Below are 21,721 nucleotides of genomic sequence, written 5' to 3' on the forward strand. Positions count from 1 at the left end.
CGAAGTGGTGAAACCAGGGGTTTAAAGGTGGCTCTGTTCGCAGGTCGGCGCATAAAAATATACGGGTGGCTCCCTGAAAATATGTCAGGGAGCCACCCGTATATTCTTATCAAGTTATATAGCTATTCGGCTATATGTACTACTCAAACCTTATTTTGTGGGGTACGAAGGTGCTTCTTCGCCAGCCATGCGTTCGAGCACGCGTACTACCTGGCAGGAGTAACCGAACTCGTTGTCGTACCAGACGTACAGGATGGCTGAGTCGTCGGTGACGACGGTGGCAAGCGCATCCACGACACCTGCGTTACGGGAACCCACAAAGTCGGTGGAGACGGCCTCATGCGAATCGGAGTAACCGATCTGGCGGCGAAGCTCACCGTTGAGGGCAACCTGGCGGAAGACCTCGTTCAGCTCATCCTTAGAACCGGCGGGCTTAGCCAGCTTCACGTTCAGAATAGCCATCGAAACGTCCGGGGTGGGAACGCGAATAGCGTTACCGGTCAGCTTGCCCTCCAACTGGGGGAGTGCCTTAGAAACAGCACGTGCCGCGCCGGTTTCGGTAATCACCATGTTCAGCACCGCCGAACGGCCGCGACGATCACCCTTGTGGAAGTTATCGATCAGGTTCTGATCATTCGTGAAAGCGTGCACGGTCTCCACGTGACCGCGTTCCACACCGTACACGTCATCAAGAACCTTCAGCGCGGGGGTAATCGCGTTGGTCGTGCAGGATGCCGCCGAAAGAATCTTATCGTCGTCGGTAATGATGCTATCGTTCACGCCGAAGACAATATTCTTCATATCGCCCTTACCGGGAGCGGTCAGCAGAACGCGGGAAATACCGGGGCGCTCAAGGTGCTGGGTCAGCCCCGGAACATCGCGCCAGCGGCCGGTGTTATCGACCAGAAGCGCATCCTCAATACCGTACTCGGTGTAATCCACAGTGGTCGGATCTGACGAATAGATGAAACGCACCGGCAGACCGTTAGCAATAATGGTGTCGTTCTCGGCATCTACCTTAATCGTGCCCTTGAACGGACCGTGCACCGAATCGCGCGCCAGCAAAGAAGCACGCTTCTCAAGATCGTTCTCGGTATTCTTGCGCACCACCACCGCACGCAGACGCAGGTTTGCCCCCAGCGATGAGGAACGCTCCAGCAGAATACGCGCCAACAGACGGCCAATGCGCCCGAAACCATAGAGCACCACATCCTGCTGCTTAACGGTCTCGCCCTTCTTACCAACCGATGCGCCAACCTGCTCGGGCAACCACATGGAGAAGTCGGGGGAGCCCGCATCAACATGCTGGCGATGCAGAGCCGCAATGTTGATCGAGCAGGGACCAAGGTTAAGGTCAAAAAGTGCCTGAACCAGCTCTAGCGTATGCTCGGGGTTCAGCGGGGTTCCATCAACCTTCGCGGCACCATCATGCAGGCGCAACAGCTGAATAACGGACTTATTAACCAGGCTGCGACCGTGAATATTAAGAACTACACCGTTCTCGCGGTTTAGCTTACCGATGAGGGGAATCATCTCTTCGGCCTGGGTTTCGCGGGCAATCCACTGCTCGTGAGTGTTTTCGGGAGTCGTCACTCTTGACCTTCTTCCTCAATGGACGTCTTCGTCGGAATTTGTTGTTCGCGCCGATGCGCATGCCCAGCTTATCGGGCAGCACGCAACCGACTCTGCTTTAAGTCTAACCTCTGCGGCGAATGGTTTTATTCCCTCACGCCGTCGAATCTGTGAAATCTAGCACGCTTTGCACAATGCACTACGCCCGAAGCCAATAAAGCCCACACAAGCCCTCACACAAGAAGCGAAAACAACGGGGATAACACACAGAAACACACTCCACCGCGAGGCAACCTTGAGTAGAATTGAGACATGTTAACTGTCATCGGTGAAGCACTCGTAGACGTCGTCCACAGCAACGATGCCCCCATGCACGCCTACCCCGGCGGATCTCCCCTCAACGTCGCCGTAGGCGCCGCGCGTCTAGGGCACAAGACCCGGTTTATCGGCCACTACGGAACCGACGAACACGGCGCCAGCATCGCCGCGCACCTGAGCGCATCCAAAGTGCAGGTACCCTTCGAGCCGCGCGCCGCACGAACCTCAACCGCGCAGGCGTATATTGGGGAAGACGGCGCGGCACGCTACGAATTCGATATCGACTGGAGCCTCGACAGCTACGCCGACGACATTCTAGCCCTAGCCCCCAGCTGCGAAGCGCTGCACACCGGCTCTATCGGGGCGATGCTCGAACCGGGCGCCCACGTGGTTGCTCAAGCACTCACGGCGGCACGCGAAAGCGCCCTCATCAGCTACGATCCAAACTGCCGCCCCACCATTATTAGCGACCGTGCCCTCGCCCAGAGCTGGGCAGAAAAATTTGCTGCGCTCGCGTCGGTGGTGAAGGCAAGTGACGAAGACCTGATGTGGCTATATCCTGACCGTTCCCTTGCAGAAACCGCGCATGCCTGGCTCGACCTCGGTGTAGAGCTGATGGTGATAACCCGCGGTGAAGGCGGGCCGATCGCCTACACCCGTGCATACCCCAACGGGATTGAAGAACCGGCCTATCGTGTGGAGGTTGCAGATACTGTAGGCGCGGGCGATTCGCTCATGGCGGCGCTGATCGCCGCACTCCTCGACAGAGGCATCAGCGGTGCCCAAGCACGCGCCAAACTTGCCGCGCTCACCCGCGAAGATATTCAAAATCTGCTACGATTCTCCGCAACGGCGGCGGGAATTACCGTCTCGCGTTCCGGAGCGAACCCGCCCACCCGCGAAGAACTTAACGCCGTACTCAACGGCTAAGTCAGCTACCCGACTAAACGAGGAGGACTACCGTGACTAACAACCTCGGCACCGCACCCCTGCCGCGTGAACCCTACGCTGGGCTGCCCGACCTGCCGCTCTTCAACCTGACCTCTACCGACCTTGAAAACGGCGCCGCCGCGCCCACCGCCATGCTCTCGGCGCTCTTTGGCGTGCCCGGCGGGCAGGATCAGTCTCCGCAGCTGAGCTGGTCGGGATTCCCCGAAGAGACAAAATCCTTCGTTGTCACCTGCTACGACCCGGATGCGCCCACCCCCAGCGGCTTCTGGCATTGGACCGTATCAAACATCCCCGCATCGGTCACCGCGCTTGAGACCAACGCGGGCGCTATCGTCGGCGGTCAGGGTGGCGCGGCGCTTCCCGCCGGGGCGATAGCGCATCGCAACGACGCCGGGACCCCCGGATTCGTGGGTGCTGCACCTCCAGCAGGGCACGGGCCGCACCGCTACATATTCTGCGTGACTGCCGTGGACGTACCCGAACTTGAAGTAGACGAGAACACCTCACCTGCCGTGGTGAACTTCAACCTCTTCTTCCACGGCATCGCGCGCGCCTTCTTAACCGTCACCTACGCAGAACCGGCGGCTTAGGCGCTTATTCTCGCATGATTAAGCTCATCGCCAGCGATCTGGACGGCACACTCATCGGGCCTGATTTTCGTTTTCGCCCCCGCACCCTGCACGCCCTAGAGGCGGCGCGTGCGGTGGGCATCGACATCGTGTTCGTGACCGGGCGCCCGAGCCGTTGGCTTACCCCGCTGCGGGAACAAACCGATTTTGACTCCTACGCCATTTGCTCGAACGGTGCCGTGGTGTATCATCTGGGCGCCAACGAAGTAGAGGCGGTTAACGGCGCCGAACCCGCCGTGATCGAGCGTGCCCACACTCGGCTTGAGCCGATATTCCCCGAGGTCACCTATATTCTCGAAACCGTAGATACCGTCTACATTCAGGGTCCGCACGACGGGGGAGACGTGCTTGAGGGCGCTCGCGTGGTTGAATCCTCTATAGCGGAGGCATTCGTGGCGCTCGGCGATACTCCAATCATTAAATATTTGGTTCGGGTGCCTGGTATGGACCCCGATATTCTGCATGTGCGTGTAGCGCAGACCGTGGGTGAGCTGGTGTCGGTCACGCGCGGGGTTGTGGGCGAGCCGCTGATCGAGATGGGCTCGAAGACCGTGAATAAGGGGCGCACTCTCGCCCAATTTGCCGCAAGACACGGTATTGAGGCGCATGAGGTGATGGCTTTTGGCGATATGCCTAACGATGCCGAAATGCTGTGCTGGGCGGGTCACGGGTATGCGATGGCATCCGGCGAGCCTGCGCTGATTAAGAAGGTGGGGCGCACCTGCCCGCCCTTCGGGGAAGACGGCGTAGCGCAGGTGATTGAGGCGATGCTTCGGGGGCGCGGTGAGGCACAGTACCGAGCGATGTAGCCTCGCGACTGCATGCCATGCGGCCTCATTCAAATCCTCATCTAAATTTTTGCCTCTCATCTAAAAATTTTTGGATGAGAGGCGCATTTTTTGGATGAGGGAGCCGTCGAAAGTACGTACTGGGTATAAAACGGTCGTCTATATAGAAATAATTCTTTCTATTATTGCCTATACTAGAAGTAGTTATTTCTATATGAGGGTATGGAGATTATGGCGTATATTCCCACCAAGGTGCGCCGAGCCGCGCGGACGATAGGCGAGCAGCTGCGCATCCAACGCAAACTGATGGGTCTAACTGCGCAGATGGTTGCGGAACGTGCAGACATTACGACCGTGACCCTGCGGCGCATTGAGCAGGGCGAATCGGTGCGTACCGACGTGCTTTTCCGTGTGCTGCGGGTGCTCGGCATGCTGGATGCGGTCGTCACCGCTACCGATCCGTATCTCACGGATGTCGGCCGCCTGCGTGCCAGCGAAAAACTACCTAAGTCGGTGCGCATCCCCAAAAGCGAAATGGGCTGGTAACTATGAGTGAAACAGTGCAGGTTACGACAGTGGCAGGCGACCGTGAGGTAATCGCTGGTCGTCTTTTCATCAACCGTGGAACCGGAGTATTTCACTACGATGCAGCATATCTAGCGAACCCTGCCGCCTACGCTCTTGCCCCATCGCTCCCTCTTGTTGCTGGCGCACAGCCCCTTGATGGGTTGGGCGGGCTGAGCGATTCTGTCCCTGACAGGTGGGGACGTAAACTCTTGCAGCGTGCACGAAAACGCACCTCGCTCAGTGAGTTCGACTATCTTCTGGGGGTAGATGATGCCGGGCGGCAGGGGTCTTTACGATATTGGATAGACGATACCCCGTTAAGCTCCGATGGTACGGGTATACCCCATGAGCTGGATTTGCCCGAACTACTGACGACAGCGAATGCTATAGAGCTTGATCCGTCTGCTGTAGATGATATTCAGGCGCGTCGCCTTTTCCGTGCTACCGGCTCGCTCGGCGGCGCTCGCCCAAAGGCAAATGTGCTGATCAACGGCGAGTTGTGGCTCGCAAAGTTTCCTAAGCCTGTGGGTGATGAGTGGGATCTCATGGGGTGGGAGTACACTCTCAACCGCCTGGGCGCCGATCTGGGTATTATCGTGCCGCAAGCGCGCCTGCTGAAAATTACCGATATTAATGGTGAAGATCGGCATATCTATGTGGCGCGTCGTTTTGACCGCCTGCAGGACAGTCGGCAGCGCATCCCCTATATTTCTGCGATGACGGCACTGGAAGCGTCCGACGGCGATGGCGGGGACTGGGTCGATGTGGTGGAATATGCCCGAGAAGAAGGCGCAGATACCGAGCAGCTGTGGAAGCGCGCTATGCTTGGGGTGCTTGTGGGGAATACCGACGACCATTTGCGTAACCACGGGTTTTTGCGGTTTGGGCGTGAATGGGGAATAGCTCCGTGTTTCGATATGAATCCAACCCCTGACGGCGATACCCATCAGCTGGCTCTCTTCGGCGATCCCTCATATGAACCTTCTGCGCTTGTCTCTAAAGATTCGCTTTCTCTTTTTGGAGTATCTGAGCAGGATGCGCACGGCTGGCTGCGAACCGCAGCTCCTCTGCTGGAACGTGCCCCGGAACGCGCTCGCGGCTATGGGGTGGATGCGCCCAGCGCCTCTGTGATGCGCCCACGTTTTGAGCGTGCAACACAAGCAGTGCGGGAACTGAGGGATTAGAAGTTTATGATAAGCGGTGTATTTCAGAGAGTTATTTAGCGATAAAATATAAATATATTTTTAAAGTATAGATAATGCATGAACCCTTGGAGTATAAGCATAGCATTATGAAATGCCTCTATAGATCGTGAAATAAATTTATATAAAGCTGACATGCTTAATATTTAAATTAAAGTTAAGTATTTGTGTAGATAAAATTTACTTTTATTTTTTGCCAGATATTTGACACGGGTCAAAAATATGCCTATATCGAGAATCAGAGTTATTTTTTATACTCATCATCCGAGTTTTTCCTTTTGAAAAAGGAATAATAAACGATCTGCACAAACACAACTACAATGATGAAAAGGATTATTGGAACTAGTATGTATTGGGGTATATCTGTATGCCTATCCAATATATCCAATCCAAAGATAACAATAAGGAACGCCATTAGGTAGTCTGTTTTTGTCTTCATATTTTTATTATAACATTCATTTTGGAGGGTTAAAGTTGAAGGGTAAAAGGCTTATAGCTTCTGTTCTTGCACCTGCCCTAGCTGGCGGTGTACTTGTGGTGCTTTCGCCACCAGCACATTCTCATCCTTGTGGGTACTTTACTGAGTGGGAAGAGCATGACTCGTGGGCGCATTTGTCAATTTTTGGCTTTTTCGATGTAGATCCATTCGGAGGCAAGCGAGAAATTGCACACTATGGGCACTGTACTAATGACGGCTCCAATGTTAAAGTCCACGTGGATACAGCACAAGGAGGGGAAGAGCTTTGTCTTCAGCCGGGTGACACACGTCTTGGGTTCACGAGTATGCATAAGAAAATTTCTAATGCATACGCAATAGGCTCATGTTAGGAGGCTTTATTTCTCATGAAGAGTATGTCCAAAATATTTGCTGCGGCTCTGATCACTTCTACATTTTTTGCAATATCAGGTTTTGTTTCTGCTGCTCCGGCTCATGCGGCGTCCCCGTGTGGATGGACCGCCGATGAAACGTGGTGGTTTCCGGATGAATATGCTGAAGCCGGAACTTATAACCACTGTGGTGATGGCAATATGGGTGTTAAGGTTCAACATACATATGCTGAACGGGATATATGTGTTACTCCTGGAGAAACCAGGCTATTTGCAGATCCTGCCATTGGTGCTATAACTTTCGCGTATGCTACGGATCCGTGCTAATCGTATACCGTAATTTTGCGGTTCCATGTTAAAGCTTAAGCAATCGAGTATTGGCGGGGGTAATATTTTACCTCCGCCAATACATTCTTAACTATTTAATCATTAAAGGATACATTATATAATCTAAAGCGAAAAATTTGAAGTGGCAGTCTCATTACTGCTTGGTATCAGAGTAGATGATTGTACTCAAAATATTTTCAGACGGTTGATGGGAGTGTGGCTAATGAGTGCAGGGTAAAGTTCTGTATTAATTTAATTATTCTAACTAGGCAATCACGCTTACTTCTAGACAGTTAAGTTGTTTTTCATTATGCTTATTATGATTCAAGGGGTGGCTCTAAGCGCAAGTTACCAAATTCTTGATAAGAACTTGAAGTCTGAAAATCTATAGGGTACGCACGGTTAAGAGCTATTTTTTTTAGTAACACAGAAGTCGTATACAATTTTTGCAAAGACAAGAATGAAGATGATGAGAACTGTCGGAACTGTTACGTATTCAGGGATATTTATGTTCCAGTCGAGAAGATCCAATCCGCACATAATAATGAGTAGGGTCATGAGGTAGTTCGATTTCGTCTTCATCTTTCCCACTCTAACATTGCCGAGTGCAAGAATTCTTGCACCTATCAGCTTTATAAAGCCATATAAAGCTGATAGGGTGGTGTGTACAAGGGAAGGAGTGCATCATGCCTAAGAGTTTAGCGACCGAAGAGTTCATCACAGGTGTTCTGCACGATACTGAGCGGCGCATCCGTGAACAGATCGATCGGGGTGAAATCACTCCCACTGCCGAGTCTATGCAGGAGCTCTCGAACGCGCTCTCGCATACGGTTGAAGTGCGCAAGGGTGCGCGGGGGTCTGGGAAATATATTGGCAAGGTGAAAGACAGCCGCAGCACCCGCGAATACCTTGGCGGCATCAGTCTGCAGGCCCTCAACGATAGGGTGCGCAAGAACAATATCCTGCGCCTCAAAAACAAGGCGGGGCGTAACGGATATCCGGTTTTTCAGTTCAAAGACGGGGCAGTGGATCCGCAGGTTCGGCAGGTTATTAAAATATTGTTAGATAGCGGTCTTACCGAGTGGGGTGTAGCTTTTTGGCTTGCTCGTCCGTCGAAATTCTACGATAATCGCCCCGCAGTTGAGTACATGAAGGACTCCGAAGAGAACTTCAAGCTCGTTGTTGCTCATGCTCATGAGGACGCTGCTAACCGGAGGGCAAACTACTGATATTTCTTGATGGGACAAAAGCGGGAGCGTTTTCTTCATTCGGGAGCACTTTAACCGCTCCCGAATGAAGAAAACGCTCCCGGAACTCAAGGGATTGTGGGCAAGCCCAGCAGTTAGTGTCCCAGCTCGTCGTGGTCCCTGTCAGTGAAGGGTTCCAGCGGGTCGCCCGCCGCCCTAGTGCGTTTGGCGATGAACGTCATCAGGTGGAACACAATCAAGGTCGCCGCCGTGCCGAGTGCAATACCCGCGAACGACAAGCCCGAGAACTCCCAGGTGTAATCTGCGATGCCCACAATCAGTGCAACAGCGGCGGTCGTCAGGTTAATCTGGTTTGAGAAATCCACGCGGTTCTCGCTCCAAATGCGCACGCCGAGCATCCCGATCATGCCGTACAGCACGGTTGCGGCACCTCCAAGAACACCCGCCGGGACGGTCGCAATCGCCGCGCCGAACGCCGGGAAAAGCGAGAGAGCGATCGCGAAAATCGCGGCCACCCAGTATGCCGCCGTCGAATACACCTTGGTTGCCGCCATAACACCGATATTCTCGGCGTAGGTGGTCGTACCGGAACCGCCGCCAAAACCGGCGACAGTGGTCGCTAAACCGTCTGCCATGAGCGCGCGACCCGAGTATTCATCCAGGTTCTCGCCCGTCATGAGCGCCACCGACTTCACGTGCCCAATGTTCTCGGCAACCAGCACCAGAATCACGGGAATAAACAGCCCGGCAAGCTCCCAGTGGAACTCGGGGTTCTGAAAATGCGGCAGTCCGATGATGCCCTGCTGCTGCACGGTCTTTTCGATGGTCGAGAAGTCTACCTCGCCGCGCACAACCGCAGTCACATACCCGATGATCACGCCCAACAGAATCGAGAGGCGACCAATAATACCCTTGAACAGCACCGAAATCAGGATAATCGAGATAAGGGTTACGAGCGCGGTGATGGGCGCCTTCATGAAGTTCGCTTTCGCACTCGGTGCCAGGTTGAAGCCGATGAGCGCCACGATCGCGCCGGTCACCACGGGCGGCATGAGCTTCGTCAGCCAGCCGGTACCCGCAAACTGCACAATAACGCCCACCAGGAAGAGCGACAGACCCGCCATGACGATACCGCCGAGCGCACCCGCCGGACCGTGCTGGTTCGTCGCCGCCGCCAGAGGTGCGATAAATGCAAAGGAAGAGCCCAGATAAGAAGGCACACGCCCGCGTGTGATGAGCAGGAACAAGACAGTGCCCACACCCGAGAAGAACAGCGTGGTTGCGGGCGGGAACCCGGTCAGCAGCGGGACGAGGAAGGTTGCGCCGAACATCGCCACCACATGCTGGGCGCCGATGCCGATCGTAATAGGCCAGGCGAGGCGTTCGCTCGGCGCCACGACCGAGCCGGGTTTAATGCTTCTGCCGTCGCCGTGCAGACGCCAACCGAAACCGGATTTCTGTGTGCTCATGGGATGCGATTCTCCAGGTGAAGGTGAGGACAAAATTCCCAGTAATTCTACACCTGTTGAGCCTGGTGTGCGCATTGTAAAAAGGCTCTTTATTTGAATAAAGAGTGTTTTTTGCCGCTTTATTCAAATAAAGAGCCTTTTTAGGGTTGGGGGAGGCGGTGGCAGGTTGCCGCTACAGTGCCGCCTGCAAATCCTCTAAGTGGTCATACTTCGAGAGCTCGAAACGCAGATGTCCCTCAGTCGGCGACTGCACCGGCAGGAACGAAGCCTCACGCAAACGCCGCGCAGTCGGCGAGGAAGCAACGTAACCGGCGCCTCCAACAACCTGCAATTCAAAATGCGTAGCAATCGTTGCCAGATGCGAAACACCCAGGCGCAGGCTCAACAAATCGCGACGCTCGGCACGCTGCGGCTCACGCGCCAAACGCACCAGCTCATCGCGCAAACTCTCGTACTCGCCCACAATCAGCGGGAACTCAGAACTAAAAATACCCTGCGATGCCTCAAGATGCTTCGAAGCCTCTACCAGCGCACCGGCGGCAAGACCCAAGCAGAACGCGGACTGCACCAGCAAGAACGGCGCGGTCACATCGTTGAGGAAACCCTCAAAATTATCGGTCAGAATATCCTCGGTCGGCACAAAAACATCCTCAAAAATGATCGTGCCAGACTCGGTTCCGTTGAGTGCCAGCAGGTTACGGTGATATACAACCTTCAACCCCGGAGCATCCTGGCGAACCGTCACAATATACCGGTTCGGATGCCCCTCCTGCGCATTCTGCACAGCTACCGGCAGCACAATCACGCCGCCCGGGTACAGGTTAGAAGCCCACGACACCGTGCCGTTGAGCTTCACACCGCCCTCTACCAAAGTGCCCAAAACCTTGATCGGCGCAAGCCCCGAAGCCTCCTTATACGCCGCCGCCATCGCGCTTGTACCGCTCGTCGTGGCCTCAGCCAAACCCTCGGGCAGCTCACGGTTCACCGCATCAAAGAACGCAATCGTAGAACGATGAGCCCACAGCGAGAACCCGGTTGTCGCATCCTGCGAAGCAAGGTCAAAAGCAACCGAAACCTGCGGAAGCAAAGACCCGGTGCGCCCCAGAGTTAGCAGACCATCCTTCGCAATCTCGCGCAGATTCTCAAACGGGGAACGCTCACCGGCATCGACGGCATCAGCGTGTTCGGCGGCAAGCGCAAGCACGCGCTCGCGCTGAGGATAATCCTCAAGAGGTTCAAGAGTGAATTCAGACATGGTAGAGAGCTCCTATATGCAATGTGCAGGTGTGCTTATGCGTGTAGCTTGAAGAGACGGTCGATAGGGGTGCTCACGGCTTTGCGGGCGCGAAGTACCGCATCCTCATCGGGGGCGTCGTAGAAGCACAGGCACTTAGCGGTATCCTCACGCACATAGGTGCGCAGGAAGGAAACCTCGGGCACCTCGGCGTATTTGGGCGCGTTCGCCTTCTTGCGGGTCAGGTACTGCTCCATCGTGATTTCGGCGGGAATATCCCACTCGACCAGGTAGTCTGCATCTTTCTTGAGCTTCTTGATGTCGTCGAGTTCTGCGCCCACCAAGCGAACCTCGTCGGGGCCAACCACGGATGCGCGCTCGCCAATAGCCGCAGTGAGGGCGGGTGCGAACGCGGTGTTTTCAGATTCGATGATGGCGAAGATCAGCTTGTGATCGGCGGAAACCTGAGTTTCGATGAGCTCCGCGCCTTCGCTCAGGGAGTTGGAAACGGTTTCGATGAGTGCGGTTGCCTCGTCCTTGGATGCGGTTGCTGGGGTCAGCTCGATCAGGTACAGTGCCATGTCTGTTTTCTCCTTAGATGGAACGTTGTCTTCTACCTGCCTGTGCGGCGGGTCTGGCATATACCCTAAACCGGTCGCGGGCGCGGCGCATAATGTTTTTCGCTATGAGTCCTAAAACGAAGATTTAAGAACCCTTCACCCGTCACATGAAGTAATGCGGAGACACAAAACGTCATGTTACAGCGGTGACGGGAATATTTATACGGCGTCTAATGTTCAGGGCGGGTTTAAGATCCTGAGGGTTAGGATGCGCAGCGAGCAAAACCTGACTTTTGGTAGCGTAGAATGCCTCTATTTACTATCTGACTAGTGAAAATACGTGTTTTGTCAGATCTGCTGACGAGGGGTTTATTCTGCCCTTATGCCCCTGCTGACTGAATAGCGTGCAGTAGCTTGCCCTAGCGAGAAATGAGACCTCTATTTTCTCAATAGCATTCTTAATGAGAAAATAGAGGTCCAAATTCTCATTAACTGCCCGTACTTACCTCATTTTTTAGGGCATTCCCTATCATGCAGCAGAAAGGAGCGTGGGATATGCCAGCCATCTCATGGGCTTCTCTCGATTGGGAACAGCAGGCTCTGTGGCAGCATCGTGACCCACTCGCATCCCATCGTGCTCGTCGGCGGAACACTGGCGAGTTTAAAAGTGCCGTTACACCGCGCATCGCCGAACAAACACCTCAGCTTTCCCCGCAGCTACATACTCTGGTGCAGGACTGCACTCGCACGATTACTCGCTTCGACGAGCAGCATGCGGCGTTAGGTGGTGTGCCATTTGCAGCGGTGCTTTTGCGGGGTGAATCGGCATCAAGTTCGCAGATTGAAAACCTGACGGTTTCAGCACGTAGGTTATCGTTGGCGGTGATGGGCGCTTCCAGCTCTGCCGTGGGGCATAATGCCGAGTTGGTGGCACGCAATGTTCGCGCCATGCAGGCAGCTTTAGGGGCGGCAGAGAGCCTGACCATTGAATCTATCGTGCATATGCACCATGAACTGACGGCTGGCACCCTAGATGACGCCGGGAAGTTCCGCCAACAGTGGGTGTGGGTTGGCGGGCAGTCGCCTGTAACAGCAGATTATGTGGCACCGCACTGGAAGCTAGTACCCGCCGCCATGAATGACCTCGTTGAATTTATGGCGCGTCGTGATCTTGACCCGCTGGTGCAGGCTGCCATCGCTCATGCACAATTTGAGACTATTCACCCTTTTACTGATGGGAATGGGCGTACCGGTCGGGCACTTATTTCGGCTTTGCTCATGGCACGTGGAGTCACCGAACATGTTGTGCTGCCAATTTCTTCGGGGCTTCTGCATGACGTCGCAGACTATATTGCGGCGCTTACCGCATACCGCGCTGGAGATATAGAGCCTATGATCCGGTGCTTTATTCAAGCTTCAAATGCTGCCGTCGAGAACGCTCGTATTCTGGCAGAGGATATCTCCGGATTGCGCGATAAAATTCTGGGAACAGCACGTCGAACAACATCCGCTTTGAAGGCGGTCGCCGATTTTTGCTGCACCGAACCGGCTTTTACGGTACAGATGGTGGAGCAGAATACGTCTGTGGCACCGGCAACGATATACCGCATTATCGCAACCCTTGAGAAAGCGGGGGTGATACGCCGTGAGAAAACCTTTGTTGCGGGTCAGCGCGTATGGACGGTTCCTCACCTTAACGATGCGCTTGATGCATTCGCGGCGCGTGCCGGGCGGCGCATCCAGGCTGAATAATCATGTTGTGAGAGGCTCTATACCCCTCCTGGAATATAACGTAGGCGGCATATACCCAAGTCAAACCACAGAAATTAAAACTGGTGGGTGCATCTTCTAGTGTTGAAGATGCACCCACCGCTATATATGCCTAAAACGGAATACTACCTCACATCGCGCATAAGTTTCTGGATGGGTGCACGGCAGAGGAAGAGGACAATACCAGCAATAACCGAAACGGCACCCACCCAAACAAAATAAGAAGCCTCAGTGTCTTGGCTGTAGAACTGCGCGCACCAGCCCGCGAATGCGGTACCCATCGCCAGCGAGGTCCAGTAAAGCGCCATCATGTTCACCTTATACGCTTCGGGCGCGAGCCTGGTGGTCAGCGCCATACCCGTGGGCGAAATCGTAAGCTCGGCAACAGTGAAGATGAACATGATGATAACCATCCAGTAGACCGCCACGTGAGAGACGCCCACCTGCGTGAGGAAAACCCAGTATGCCGGGCCGATAATCACGAGCGCGAGTGAGAACTTGGTGGTTGTGCGCGGCTGCCGATCGCCCAGTTTCGTCCACATGGCGGCGAACCCCGACCCCAGAAGAATCACGAAAATAGGGGCAAGGGAATTGACGAGGGTCGGAGGAAGATCCATTCCCAGAATATGCCAGTCGAGTCGCTCCTCAGAATAGATGGGAATGACCGTGAACTGCTGCTGGTAGAGCGCCCAGAAAATAGCGTTGGCAATCCAGAGGGGAATGAACGCCCATACCCGCGAGCGTTCGGTGTTGGTTACGTTCTTGGCGGTGAGCAACTGAATAAAGAGAGCTATGGCCCCGATGCCGACGGCGCTTACCACCCACGTGGCGAGGTTGCCTGTAGTCATCCAGCCCATCATGACCAGCAGGAATGTTATGAGAGCTATACCCGCCAGAACACCGGCTAGAATACCGTTCTGACGTGGGGTGAAAGGAACAGTTACCTCGTGCACCGACTCTGGCAGGTTCTTGCGGGTGAGCGCATACTGAATAAGCCCGGCCGCCATGCCGATAGCCGCGATCCCGAAGCCGAAGTGGAAGCCTAGCCAACCCCATCCCCAGCCGGTTAGTGCTGGGCCTAAAAGCGCACCGATGTTGATGCCGATATAGAAAAGCGTGAACCCCGCTTCGCGTTTGGGGTCGTCTTTGCTGTAGAGCGAGCCGACCAGAACCGATGCGCTGCTTTTGAGGCACCCTGAACCGATCGCGACCAGAAGCAGACCGGTGATCACGCCAGCTGCGCCGGGCATGACGGCAAGAACAATGTGCCCCGCCATAATACCGATAGCGGAATAAAAGAGGGTACGTTCGGGGCCTAAAACACGGTCGCCCAAAATACCGCCGAGGATCGCCATGAGGTAAACGGTTGCACCATACGCTCCTATAGCGCCGGTGGCTGCTTCTTTGGGGATCCCTAATCCGCCGTCTTCGATAGTGTAGTACAGGTAGTAGAGGGCAAGAGCCTGCATCCCATAGAATGAGAACCGTTCCCACATTTCCACGGTGAAAAGATTGGCGAGCATCGGCGGATGCCCAAAGAATGTTCGCGGCTTCTGCGCCGCTGGTTGTGTGGCTACCATAAAGCCTCCCAAGAATACACAGACCAGAAGTGTTCTAGGTTATATTTCCTTAGTCTATACCTATGAAGTGCATATGTATACAGAAGACTGTGCAGAAATTAGGCATAAATTCCGTATTTACTCTGCATGAAATCTCATATCGAATGGTGGGGCTGGGGTGTATTGCGTGCACGCGCGCGTGCCTTATGGCCTCAAAATTTTGTAGAGTTGATAATGTATCTCACGAGACTATAGAGGAGAATCCATGAATAACGTACCCCAGGTAACCCCTGCCGATGTTCCTGCCGGCGCCAAGATTATTGATGTGCGCGAAGACTACGAATGGGAGGGCGGCCACGTTGCTGGCGCCCAGCACATCACCCTAGGAACGCTGACCGAACGACTTGCAGAGCTGCCCGGCAAAGATGAAGAATTCTATGTAATCTGCCACGGTGGTGGGCGCTCAAATCGTGCGGCTGAATACCTGCGCCAGAACGGATACCAGGCGAAAAATATTGCTGGCGGAACAAGTGCTTGGTTCACCGCAAAGCTGCCCATGGAAAGCGAAAACGGGCAGGAACCTGCCGTCGTTCACTAATGACGCTATACCCTAAAAATTTGGAATATATCTGGTTTAACTAGTGTATATAGCCAAAACGACATATAAAGATGCGGCACCCCAGCCCCCGAAATGGCTGCTGGTGCCGCATCCTTTGTATTCGGGTCAAAACCACGCCGCTCAAGACCGACGGCAATGCACTCTACAATAGGAAACGTGATTCTTCAGCACGATCAATACCCAACGCTGCACGTGCGTGCCCTCGACTTCGAGATAACGCCCGAGGCTGCATACCCCGTGATCGCTGCGGGTGCTCGGTACGCCTATTGGCTTGATTCTGCACGAGAAGAATCGCCCATGTCTCGCGTCTCGTATGTAGGGGTCGTCCCGCACTGGGCGGCTGTGTTGCGCATCGAAAACGCACGCGAGGCAACAAACCCGACACCTTGGGATGCCCTCGACACTGCGCTTGCCAGCATGGCTGAACCCGACAATATCGCCGAGCTGCCCGAAGGTTTGCGCGGTGGTTACGTGGGTTATTTCGGGTACGAGGCGCGCGCCGCCCTGCACCCCGGGCGCATCGGATACACACCCCGGCACACGGCACAAACCCCGGATTCTCTCTGGATGCCCGCCGTGCGGTACCTGGTCTATGAACATGAAACTCGCCGCGCGTGGCTGCTTGGCGACGAACCCTGGATTGAGGAAATCGAGCCGCGTTTGCGCGAATTGGCGCGGGAAGATTCTTTGCGCGACGAGGCACAGAGCAATAACGCGCCTAGTGGCGATAAACCATTGATCCAGCATGTGGAGCATCTGCTTTTTGAAGCCCCGGATTGTGAAAGCTATTGCGCAGATATTGAGCGCGCACAATGGCATATTTACGAGGGGAATAGTTATGAGGTGTGCCTGAGCGCCGAAAGTACCGCGCGGGTAGAACATCCTCTCACGCCAGATCAGCTTTTTGAGCTGTACCGCACTCAGCGCAGGCACAATCCCGCACCCTATGCCGCCTATTTGCGGTGCGGCGATTTCTCTGTGCTTTCTTCGTCTCCTGAGCGTTTTCTGATGGTTGATACGCACGGAAACGCCGAAACGAAGCCGATTAAAGGGACGTGCCCGCGCGGTGCGAATCCTCAGGATGACGCCGCCGCGGCTCACTGGCTGCAGCACGATGCGAAAACCCGCGCCGAGAACCTGATGATCGTCGATCTTTTGCGCAACGACCTCTCGACGGTGAGTGACCCCGCGAGTGTGCAGGTTCCTGTACTCATGGGTGTGGAAAGTTATGCAACGGTGCATCAGCTTGTTTCGACCGTCACTGCGCGCCTTAAACCCGAAATTTCGGCGGTGCATGCCAGCGCGGCCTGCTTCCCTGGCGGATCTATGACCGGCGCGCCTAAGCCCTCAACAATGAATATTATTGAGGATCTGGAGGTGCGCCCCCGCGGCGTATACTCGGGTGCTCTCGGATTCTTCTCGGCGGATGGCGGTGCCAATCTCTCTATTGTTATACGTACCTTGGTTGCGCACGATAACGGGCTTATAACCCTCGCCGCCGGCGGCGCTATTGTCGCCGATTCAGACCCGAACGCCGAGTATGAAGAAATGCTGACGAAACTGCGTGCGGCGCTTCCGCCGAGTGTGGGGCGCATCGTTGAAAAAGGTGTGAGTAAGCAGAGCGTCGCCGCGACCGACCGAGAAAACTCAGGGGTATCATGAATTTTGTCTTCGATATCGACGGCACCACTAGCTTTAACGGCATGGTGATTGAGCCCGCCATTGAGCGCGAAATTTATACGCTGCTGCGGGCGGGACACCGCGTGGTTTTTGCCTCCGCCCGACCGGTGCGAGATATTCTGCCCATGCTCTCTGATGATGTGCGCGCGCATAGCGGGTTGGTGCTGATCGGCGCGAACGGTTCGCTGCTATATCGGGACGGGCAGCTGCGGGCGCGGGAACACCTAGATACGCATAGTTATGCGAAAATTCGGGACCTTATCGAACGTCACGGGCTGCACTATATCGTGGATTCCCTGGATTCTTACGCCTTTGATTTGCCCGATGTGCATGTGCTCGTGGAACGGCTAAACCCTGAGGGAACGGACCGCCTAGTTTCCTTGAAAGATTTGGAGAATCCGGTCAAAATAATTCTGCTTGACATCAATGATCCGCATCTTTACGCCGAGCTTGAAGAGACTATTGCGAGCCTAAACCTGCATGTGACTAAGCACCAGGATGCCACCACGAGTATTGACCTGGCACCCGGGGGCGTGCATAAAGTTTCGGCTCTCCCGCAGGCGCTTGGCGCGCGTCCGGACGAAAAACCCGACCCCTATATCGCGTTCGGCAACGATATGAACGATGTAGGGCTGCTTGAGGGTGCTCAGTATGCGGTCGCGGTGGGCTCACATGAAGCCTTGCTGCCGCTCGCAGATCTGACGGTGGACCCGCATCCGGATGCGGTCGCCGCCGCCATCCGCGCACTCGCTTCCTCGTCCGCCTTGTAAAAAGGCTCTTTATTTATATAAAGCGGGTTTTAACGCTTTATTCACTATCAAGGCTCTTTTTATGCGGCATGTTCGGTGCAGTCTGAAATCCGACGAATCATCGCAGAATACCCCTATTTCACATAATTTCGGCTATGCTCTAGAGGTGGTTTTACAAAACCATCTTTCCGCACACAATATTTGAAGGAGTATCACCGATGAGTGAAAACATTACGTCCGGTCAAGAAAAACCGCAGAATTCCCCGTCTGTTCAGCAAACTTCTTCTCAAGAGCCTATGATGCAGCCCGCACCGACAGCTTACGCCGCTGCACCTTCAATACCAGCCACTCGCCCCAAAATTACGGCGTTGGCTATGACCGCTTTTATAGTCAGTCTGGCGTGCGCGCTCTTACGCCTCGTTGAGTTCGGTACCATGAGGTCTGCCATGAGCTCTCTGCAGACTGTGGCTGCGATGAATGGCGGGCAGTCACTCAGAAACTACAATACTCTAGAATCGTTTGTGTCCTTTATTTCTCTTCCGCTGTTCCTCAGCATTATTCTGTACATCCTGTTCGGTGTTTTCATCTACCGAGGATACAACTGGTCGCGTATCGTCATGACCGTTATTGCTGTTTTGGCCCTTGCCGGTATTGTTTTGCACACGTTTATCACATCGGCGGCTTTGAGCGGCATGAATGAAGAGAGGTCATCGCTCGCGCCCGGTTTTACGTCTTCCCTTTCTACGCTCATTGTGATCTACGTGGTGTTGTTTATTGCTAACGTTGCCCTGATTGTTTTCTTGTGGCTGCCCGGGACCAACAGGTTTATGCGTGACTCCAAGGCGTACCGTCTGGCACAGAATCCGATGGCTCAGCCCACAGTCGTACAGACACAGCCCGTTCAGCCCCAGGCGCCGTACCAGAACTAACCTGCATATTTAGGGCAGTAGGTGCTAAAAAGGCTCTTTATGTGAATAAAGAGCCTTTTTTACGCGGCAGAGATCCAGGACGCACCCCTAAGGCACCTAAGGCATAGCCCTGGACACCCACCGCCAGCCCGTGCCCGGGGTAACCCGCTAAACTTGAAATATGACTAAACTTTCCAAAACCCTGCCCATCGAAGAAGCCCGCGAACGTCTGCGCCAGCTCATCTCCGAGCTTGCCGTGGTGCGCGGTAAAGTGACTCTTGCCTCCGGGAAAGAAGCCGACTACTACGTCGACTTGCGCCGTATCACCCTGCATCACGAAGCGTCGCGCCTGGTCGGTCAGGTGATGCTAGATCTGCTCGATCGCAACGGCATCGAGTTTGAGGCCGCCGGTGGTCTAACGATGGGCGCCGACCCCGTTGGTTCCGCAATTATGCGCGCGGCGGGCGATCAGGACCGCGCTATCGATTCATTTGTGGTGCGTAAGGCGCAAAAGTCCTACGGGATGGGTCGCCAAGTTGAGGGGCCCAGCGTTGAGGGTCGCCGTGTGGTTGCTGTCGAAGATACTTCCACCACCGGCGGGTCCGCGTTAACCGCCGTGGATGCACTGCGCACAGCGGGCGCCGAAGTCGTCGCCGTCGCCGTCATCGTAGATCGTGCAACCGGGGCGAAAGAACATATCGAAGAGGTTGCCGGGGTCCCCTGCTTCTACGCCTACTCCAAGGATGATTTAGGGCTCGACTAGGGCTTTGTAGATGCCCGCGCGTGCCGGTAGTTAGCGGCGTGCGGGCCTTGCCGCACCGCACGCCCCCAGATTCCTTCGCCGCGCATCCGGCACTATATGTACGCGCCATCAGAAAGAAACCATGAGTTCCCCAAGCCATCAGACCCCCCTTGACCCCTCAGATTCCGGGCAGGATTCCTGCGTGAACGAGTCTGCAGAGCCGCAGAATACACCGCAGGAGTATCCCGAAAGCGAGGCTTTCGGAACGCCCCGGTTTGAGGTTGGCGTCGGCCCCTGGGAGGGCGAGTGGCCTGAGGGCGAGCATTGGGATGAACAGCTTCTGCGCGAGGGCGACTGCCGCAATGTGGTGGATAAGTACCGTTACTGGAGCATGGAGGCGATTATCGCCGACCTTGATACGCGCCGCCATGATTTTCACGTCGCGATCGAGAACTGGCAGCACGATCTGAATATCGGTACCGTGGTGCGCACCGCAAACGCCTTTTTAGCGAAGGAAGTGCACATTATCGGTAAGAAACGCTGGAACCGACGCGGTGCGATGGTGACCGACCGGTATCAGCATGTGCGGCATCACCCCACGATTGAGGACTTCGTGGCGTGGGCGCAGGGCGAGGGGTTAGACATTATCGGCATCGATATTTTTCCGGATTCGGTGCCGCTTGAAACCTACGATCTGCCGAAGAACTGTGTGCTGGTCTTTGGGCAGGAAGGCCCAGGGTTGTCGGAAGAAATTCACGCCGCCGCACGCGATACGCTCTCGATCGAACAATTCGGCTCAACCCGGTCGATGAACGCGGCAACCGCCGCTGGGATCGCGATGCACGCCTGGGTGCGCCGCCACGTTTTCGGACAGAAACCTTAAAACAAATACACCGCGAGCAGGTAGGATTTTGCCGAAAAGGTAGGAAAATCCTACCTGCTCGGACCAAAAACCACCTGCTCGCGGTGTTGTGTAGGGGAGTGAACCCCTAGCCCACCGGAACGTTCACGTTCACGAGCGAGAAAAGATCCTTCGGATCGTCCGGGTTTGCCACCAGGTCAATGAACTGCTGCAGATCGGTGCCCCGGGTCGCCTCGCGTGCATAGCGCAGTGCCGAGAAGTCGGCGATCGCAAAGCCCACCGAATCGAAGAGAGTAATCTGCTCATCCGAGACGCGCCCGGGCTCCTCACCGGTCAGAACCTTCCAGAACTCCACCACGGGGAAGTCCGGATCCTTCTGCTGAATTTCACCCTCGATGCGGGTCTGCGGCGGGAACTCCACGAACACGGTCGAACGATCCAAAATCTCGCTTTCCAGCTCGGTCTTGCCGGGGCAGTCGCCTCCAATAGCATTCAGATGCACACCGGGTTTCACCTGCGAATTTAGAAGCACCTTTGCCTGCTGTTTATCGGCGGTGCAGGTGGTAATAATATCGGCGTCTGCAACGGCCTCGTCCACGCTGGATGCGGCATGAATCCTGAACCCCAGCGGCTCCAGATTACGGCGGAACTTCTCGATAGCGGCGGGATCAACATCGTACACCGCAAGATCTTCGATGCCGAGGACGGCGCGCATCCCAAGAGCCTGGAATTCAGACTGTGAGCCGGTGCCGATCATCGCCATCTTCCGCGAATCCTTGCGTGCCAGATGCTTAGCCACCATGGCAGAAACAGCGGCGGTACGAAGGGCGGTCAGCAGGGTCATCTCCGCGAGGAAGACGGGGTAGCCGTTATCCACATCAGCCAGCAGACCGAACGCGGTCACGGTTTGGTATCCGCGTGCAGGGTTCGAGGGGTGCCCGTTCACGTACTTGAAGGAATAGATGATGTTATCTGAGGTCGGCATTAACTCAATCACGCCGAAGGGGGTGTGGGATGCCACGCGCGGAATCTTATCGAAGCTCTGCCATTTCTTGAAATCTTCTTCCAAGAAATTCACCATACCGGCAATAATATTCCCAACACCGTCACGCTGAATCCACTGTGCCATGGATGCAACATCAACAAATTCAACCCTGTGGTCGGTCACGATAATCTCCT

At 55.0% G+C, this 21,721-nt stretch carries 22 protein-coding genes; 16 read left to right on the plus strand and 6 right to left on the minus strand.

From position 1 onward, the window contains the following. Positions 1–150: 150 nt before the first annotated feature. Positions 151–1,593, minus strand: coding sequence for a glyceraldehyde-3-phosphate dehydrogenase (locus HMPREF2609_RS01540; RefSeq protein ID WP_048755381.1), 1,443 nt, complete (start codon positions 1,591–1,593; stop codon positions 151–153). Here HMPREF2609_RS01540 and HMPREF2609_RS10865 point away from each other — a divergent pair. The 9 genes from HMPREF2609_RS10865 (at position 1,574) to HMPREF2609_RS01580 (ending at position 8,411) form a co-directional block, all read left to right on the plus strand. Beyond that, entirely contained in the window at positions 1,574–1,753 is a 180-nt protein-coding gene (locus HMPREF2609_RS10865) for a hypothetical protein (protein ID WP_168160766.1), read from the plus strand. The genes HMPREF2609_RS01540 and HMPREF2609_RS10865 overlap by 20 nt on opposite strands. 131 nt (positions 1,754–1,884) lie before the next feature. Then, positions 1,885–2,820: a carbohydrate kinase family protein gene (locus HMPREF2609_RS01545; protein WP_070534644.1), complete on the plus strand. Its 936-nt coding sequence runs from the start codon at positions 1,885–1,887 to the stop codon at positions 2,818–2,820. A gap of 32 nt (positions 2,821–2,852) precedes the next feature. After that, a complete protein-coding gene (locus HMPREF2609_RS01550) occupies positions 2,853–3,431 on the plus strand; it encodes a YbhB/YbcL family Raf kinase inhibitor-like protein (RefSeq protein ID WP_080972601.1) in 579 nt (192 codons plus the stop codon). A gap of 14 nt (positions 3,432–3,445) precedes the next feature. Next, the gene (locus HMPREF2609_RS01555; protein ID WP_070534646.1) at positions 3,446–4,279 is read left to right on the plus strand and encodes an HAD-IIB family hydrolase; all 834 of its coding nucleotides are present in this window, start codon (positions 3,446–3,448) and stop codon (positions 4,277–4,279) included. Positions 4,280–4,489: 210 nt separating this feature from the next. Next, on the plus strand, positions 4,490–4,804 hold the full coding sequence (locus HMPREF2609_RS01560) for a helix-turn-helix domain-containing protein (RefSeq protein WP_004005858.1): 315 nt from the start codon (positions 4,490–4,492) through the stop codon (positions 4,802–4,804). A 2-nt stretch (positions 4,805–4,806) separates the two neighbouring features. Further along, positions 4,807–6,009, plus strand: coding sequence for a type II toxin-antitoxin system HipA family toxin (locus HMPREF2609_RS01565; RefSeq protein WP_070534648.1), 1,203 nt, complete (start codon positions 4,807–4,809; stop codon positions 6,007–6,009). A gap of 555 nt (positions 6,010–6,564) precedes the next feature. After that, positions 6,565–6,855, plus strand: a complete 291-nt coding sequence (locus tag HMPREF2609_RS11245) for a DUF6355 family natural product biosynthesis protein (protein ID WP_371326032.1) — start codon at positions 6,565–6,567, stop codon at positions 6,853–6,855. Between the two features lie 15 nt (positions 6,856–6,870). Beyond that, positions 6,871–7,182: a DUF6355 family natural product biosynthesis protein gene (locus HMPREF2609_RS10745; protein WP_141745251.1), complete on the plus strand. Its 312-nt coding sequence runs from the start codon at positions 6,871–6,873 to the stop codon at positions 7,180–7,182. A gap of 686 nt (positions 7,183–7,868) precedes the next feature. Continuing rightward, positions 7,869–8,411 carry a hypothetical protein gene (locus HMPREF2609_RS01580; RefSeq protein ID WP_006888496.1) on the plus strand — a complete coding sequence of 181 codons (543 nt, stop codon included), beginning with the start codon at positions 7,869–7,871 and terminating at the stop codon, positions 8,409–8,411. A gap of 113 nt (positions 8,412–8,524) precedes the next feature. On the opposite strand, the gene HMPREF2609_RS01585 is transcribed toward HMPREF2609_RS01580, so the two are convergent. The 3 genes from HMPREF2609_RS01585 to HMPREF2609_RS01595 form a co-directional block, all read right to left on the minus strand. Further along, complete coding sequence (locus HMPREF2609_RS01585) at positions 8,525–9,859, minus strand: uracil-xanthine permease family protein (RefSeq protein ID WP_070534652.1); 1,335 nt, start codon at positions 9,857–9,859, stop codon at positions 8,525–8,527. A 172-nt stretch (positions 9,860–10,031) separates the two neighbouring features. Further along, positions 10,032–11,114 carry an acyl-CoA dehydrogenase family protein gene (locus HMPREF2609_RS01590; RefSeq protein ID WP_004005854.1) on the minus strand — a complete coding sequence of 361 codons (1,083 nt, stop codon included), beginning with the start codon at positions 11,112–11,114 and terminating at the stop codon, positions 10,032–10,034. Between the two features lie 35 nt (positions 11,115–11,149). Further along, positions 11,150–11,674 carry a DUF4242 domain-containing protein gene (locus HMPREF2609_RS01595; protein ID WP_004005853.1) on the minus strand — a complete coding sequence of 175 codons (525 nt, stop codon included), beginning with the start codon at positions 11,672–11,674 and terminating at the stop codon, positions 11,150–11,152. A 534-nt stretch (positions 11,675–12,208) separates the two neighbouring features. On the opposite strand from HMPREF2609_RS01595, the gene HMPREF2609_RS01600 reads away from it, so the two are divergent. Further along, a complete protein-coding gene (locus HMPREF2609_RS01600; RefSeq protein ID WP_048755371.1) occupies positions 12,209–13,405 on the plus strand; it encodes a Fic family protein in 1,197 nt (398 codons plus the stop codon). Between the two features lie 143 nt (positions 13,406–13,548). On the opposite strand, the gene HMPREF2609_RS01605 is transcribed toward HMPREF2609_RS01600, so the two are convergent. Next, complete coding sequence (locus tag HMPREF2609_RS01605) at positions 13,549–15,003, minus strand: peptide MFS transporter (protein WP_070534654.1); 1,455 nt, start codon at positions 15,001–15,003, stop codon at positions 13,549–13,551. Positions 15,004–15,247: 244 nt separating this feature from the next. Between HMPREF2609_RS01605 and HMPREF2609_RS01610 the strand changes: the two genes are divergently transcribed. The 6 genes from HMPREF2609_RS01610 to HMPREF2609_RS01635 all read left to right on the plus strand — a co-directional run bounded on the left by HMPREF2609_RS01610 (position 15,248) and on the right by HMPREF2609_RS01635 (position 20,563). Continuing rightward, positions 15,248–15,580: a rhodanese-like domain-containing protein gene (locus HMPREF2609_RS01610; protein WP_070450675.1), complete on the plus strand. Its 333-nt coding sequence runs from the start codon at positions 15,248–15,250 to the stop codon at positions 15,578–15,580. Between the two features lie 177 nt (positions 15,581–15,757). Then, on the plus strand, positions 15,758–17,263 hold the full coding sequence (locus tag HMPREF2609_RS01615) for an anthranilate synthase component I family protein (protein WP_070534656.1): 1,506 nt from the start codon (positions 15,758–15,760) through the stop codon (positions 17,261–17,263). Continuing rightward, complete coding sequence (locus HMPREF2609_RS01620) at positions 17,260–18,051, plus strand: HAD-IIB family hydrolase (protein WP_070534658.1); 792 nt, start codon at positions 17,260–17,262, stop codon at positions 18,049–18,051. Before HMPREF2609_RS01615 ends, HMPREF2609_RS01620 begins: the two co-directional genes overlap by 4 nt. 197 nt (positions 18,052–18,248) lie before the next feature. After that, on the plus strand, positions 18,249–18,959 hold the full coding sequence (locus HMPREF2609_RS01625; protein ID WP_070534659.1) for a C4-dicarboxylate ABC transporter permease: 711 nt from the start codon (positions 18,249–18,251) through the stop codon (positions 18,957–18,959). A gap of 160 nt (positions 18,960–19,119) precedes the next feature. Next, entirely contained in the window at positions 19,120–19,701 is a 582-nt protein-coding gene (pyrE, locus tag HMPREF2609_RS01630) for an orotate phosphoribosyltransferase (protein ID WP_070534661.1), read from the plus strand. 121 nt (positions 19,702–19,822) lie between these two features. Further along, entirely contained in the window at positions 19,823–20,563 is a 741-nt protein-coding gene (locus tag HMPREF2609_RS01635; RefSeq protein WP_070534663.1) for a TrmH family RNA methyltransferase, read from the plus strand. Positions 20,564–20,669: 106 nt separating this feature from the next. Here the strand turns inward: HMPREF2609_RS01635 and HMPREF2609_RS01640 are convergent, their stop codons facing one another. Next, positions 20,670–21,710 carry an ornithine cyclodeaminase gene (locus tag HMPREF2609_RS01640; RefSeq protein ID WP_070534665.1) on the minus strand — a complete coding sequence of 347 codons (1,041 nt, stop codon included), beginning with the start codon at positions 21,708–21,710 and terminating at the stop codon, positions 20,670–20,672. Positions 21,711–21,721 lie beyond the last annotated feature (11 nt).

It is taken from the genome of Rothia sp. HMSC058E10 (assembly GCF_001809415.1).
GTDB classification, from domain to species: domain Bacteria; phylum Actinomycetota; class Actinomycetes; order Actinomycetales; family Micrococcaceae; genus Rothia; species Rothia dentocariosa.

What these genes read in the sequence shown, in the direction of transcription:
- HMPREF2609_RS01605 (WP_070534654.1), bottom strand. Translation starts at nt 15,003, where the DNA reads ATGGTAGCCACACAACCAGCGGCGCAGAAGCCGCGAACATTCTTTGGG.
- HMPREF2609_RS01635 (WP_070534663.1), top strand. Translation starts at nt 19,823, where the DNA reads ATGAGTTCCCCAAGCCATCAGACCCCCCTTGACCCCTCAGATTCCGGG.
- HMPREF2609_RS01565 (WP_070534648.1), top strand. Translation starts at nt 4,807, where the DNA reads ATGAGTGAAACAGTGCAGGTTACGACAGTGGCAGGCGACCGTGAGGTA.
- HMPREF2609_RS01590 (WP_004005854.1), bottom strand. Translation starts at nt 11,114, where the DNA reads ATGTCTGAATTCACTCTTGAACCTCTTGAGGATTATCCTCAGCGCGAG.
- HMPREF2609_RS01595 (WP_004005853.1), bottom strand. Translation starts at nt 11,674, where the DNA reads ATGGCACTGTACCTGATCGAGCTGACCCCAGCAACCGCATCCAAGGAC.
- HMPREF2609_RS10745 (WP_141745251.1), top strand. Translation starts at nt 6,871, where the DNA reads ATGAAGAGTATGTCCAAAATATTTGCTGCGGCTCTGATCACTTCTACA.
- HMPREF2609_RS01560 (WP_004005858.1), top strand. Translation starts at nt 4,490, where the DNA reads ATGGCGTATATTCCCACCAAGGTGCGCCGAGCCGCGCGGACGATAGGC.
- HMPREF2609_RS01585 (WP_070534652.1), bottom strand. Translation starts at nt 9,859, where the DNA reads ATGAGCACACAGAAATCCGGTTTCGGTTGGCGTCTGCACGGCGACGGC.
- HMPREF2609_RS01620 (WP_070534658.1), top strand. Translation starts at nt 17,260, where the DNA reads ATGAATTTTGTCTTCGATATCGACGGCACCACTAGCTTTAACGGCATG.
- HMPREF2609_RS01600 (WP_048755371.1), top strand. Translation starts at nt 12,209, where the DNA reads ATGCCAGCCATCTCATGGGCTTCTCTCGATTGGGAACAGCAGGCTCTG.
- HMPREF2609_RS01580 (WP_006888496.1), top strand. Translation starts at nt 7,869, where the DNA reads ATGCCTAAGAGTTTAGCGACCGAAGAGTTCATCACAGGTGTTCTGCAC.
- HMPREF2609_RS01610 (WP_070450675.1), top strand. Translation starts at nt 15,248, where the DNA reads ATGAATAACGTACCCCAGGTAACCCCTGCCGATGTTCCTGCCGGCGCC.
- pyrE (WP_070534661.1), top strand. Translation starts at nt 19,120, where the DNA reads ATGACTAAACTTTCCAAAACCCTGCCCATCGAAGAAGCCCGCGAACGT.
- HMPREF2609_RS01555 (WP_070534646.1), top strand. Translation starts at nt 3,446, where the DNA reads ATGATTAAGCTCATCGCCAGCGATCTGGACGGCACACTCATCGGGCCT.
- HMPREF2609_RS01625 (WP_070534659.1), top strand. Translation starts at nt 18,249, where the DNA reads ATGAGTGAAAACATTACGTCCGGTCAAGAAAAACCGCAGAATTCCCCG.
- HMPREF2609_RS01545 (WP_070534644.1), top strand. Translation starts at nt 1,885, where the DNA reads ATGTTAACTGTCATCGGTGAAGCACTCGTAGACGTCGTCCACAGCAAC.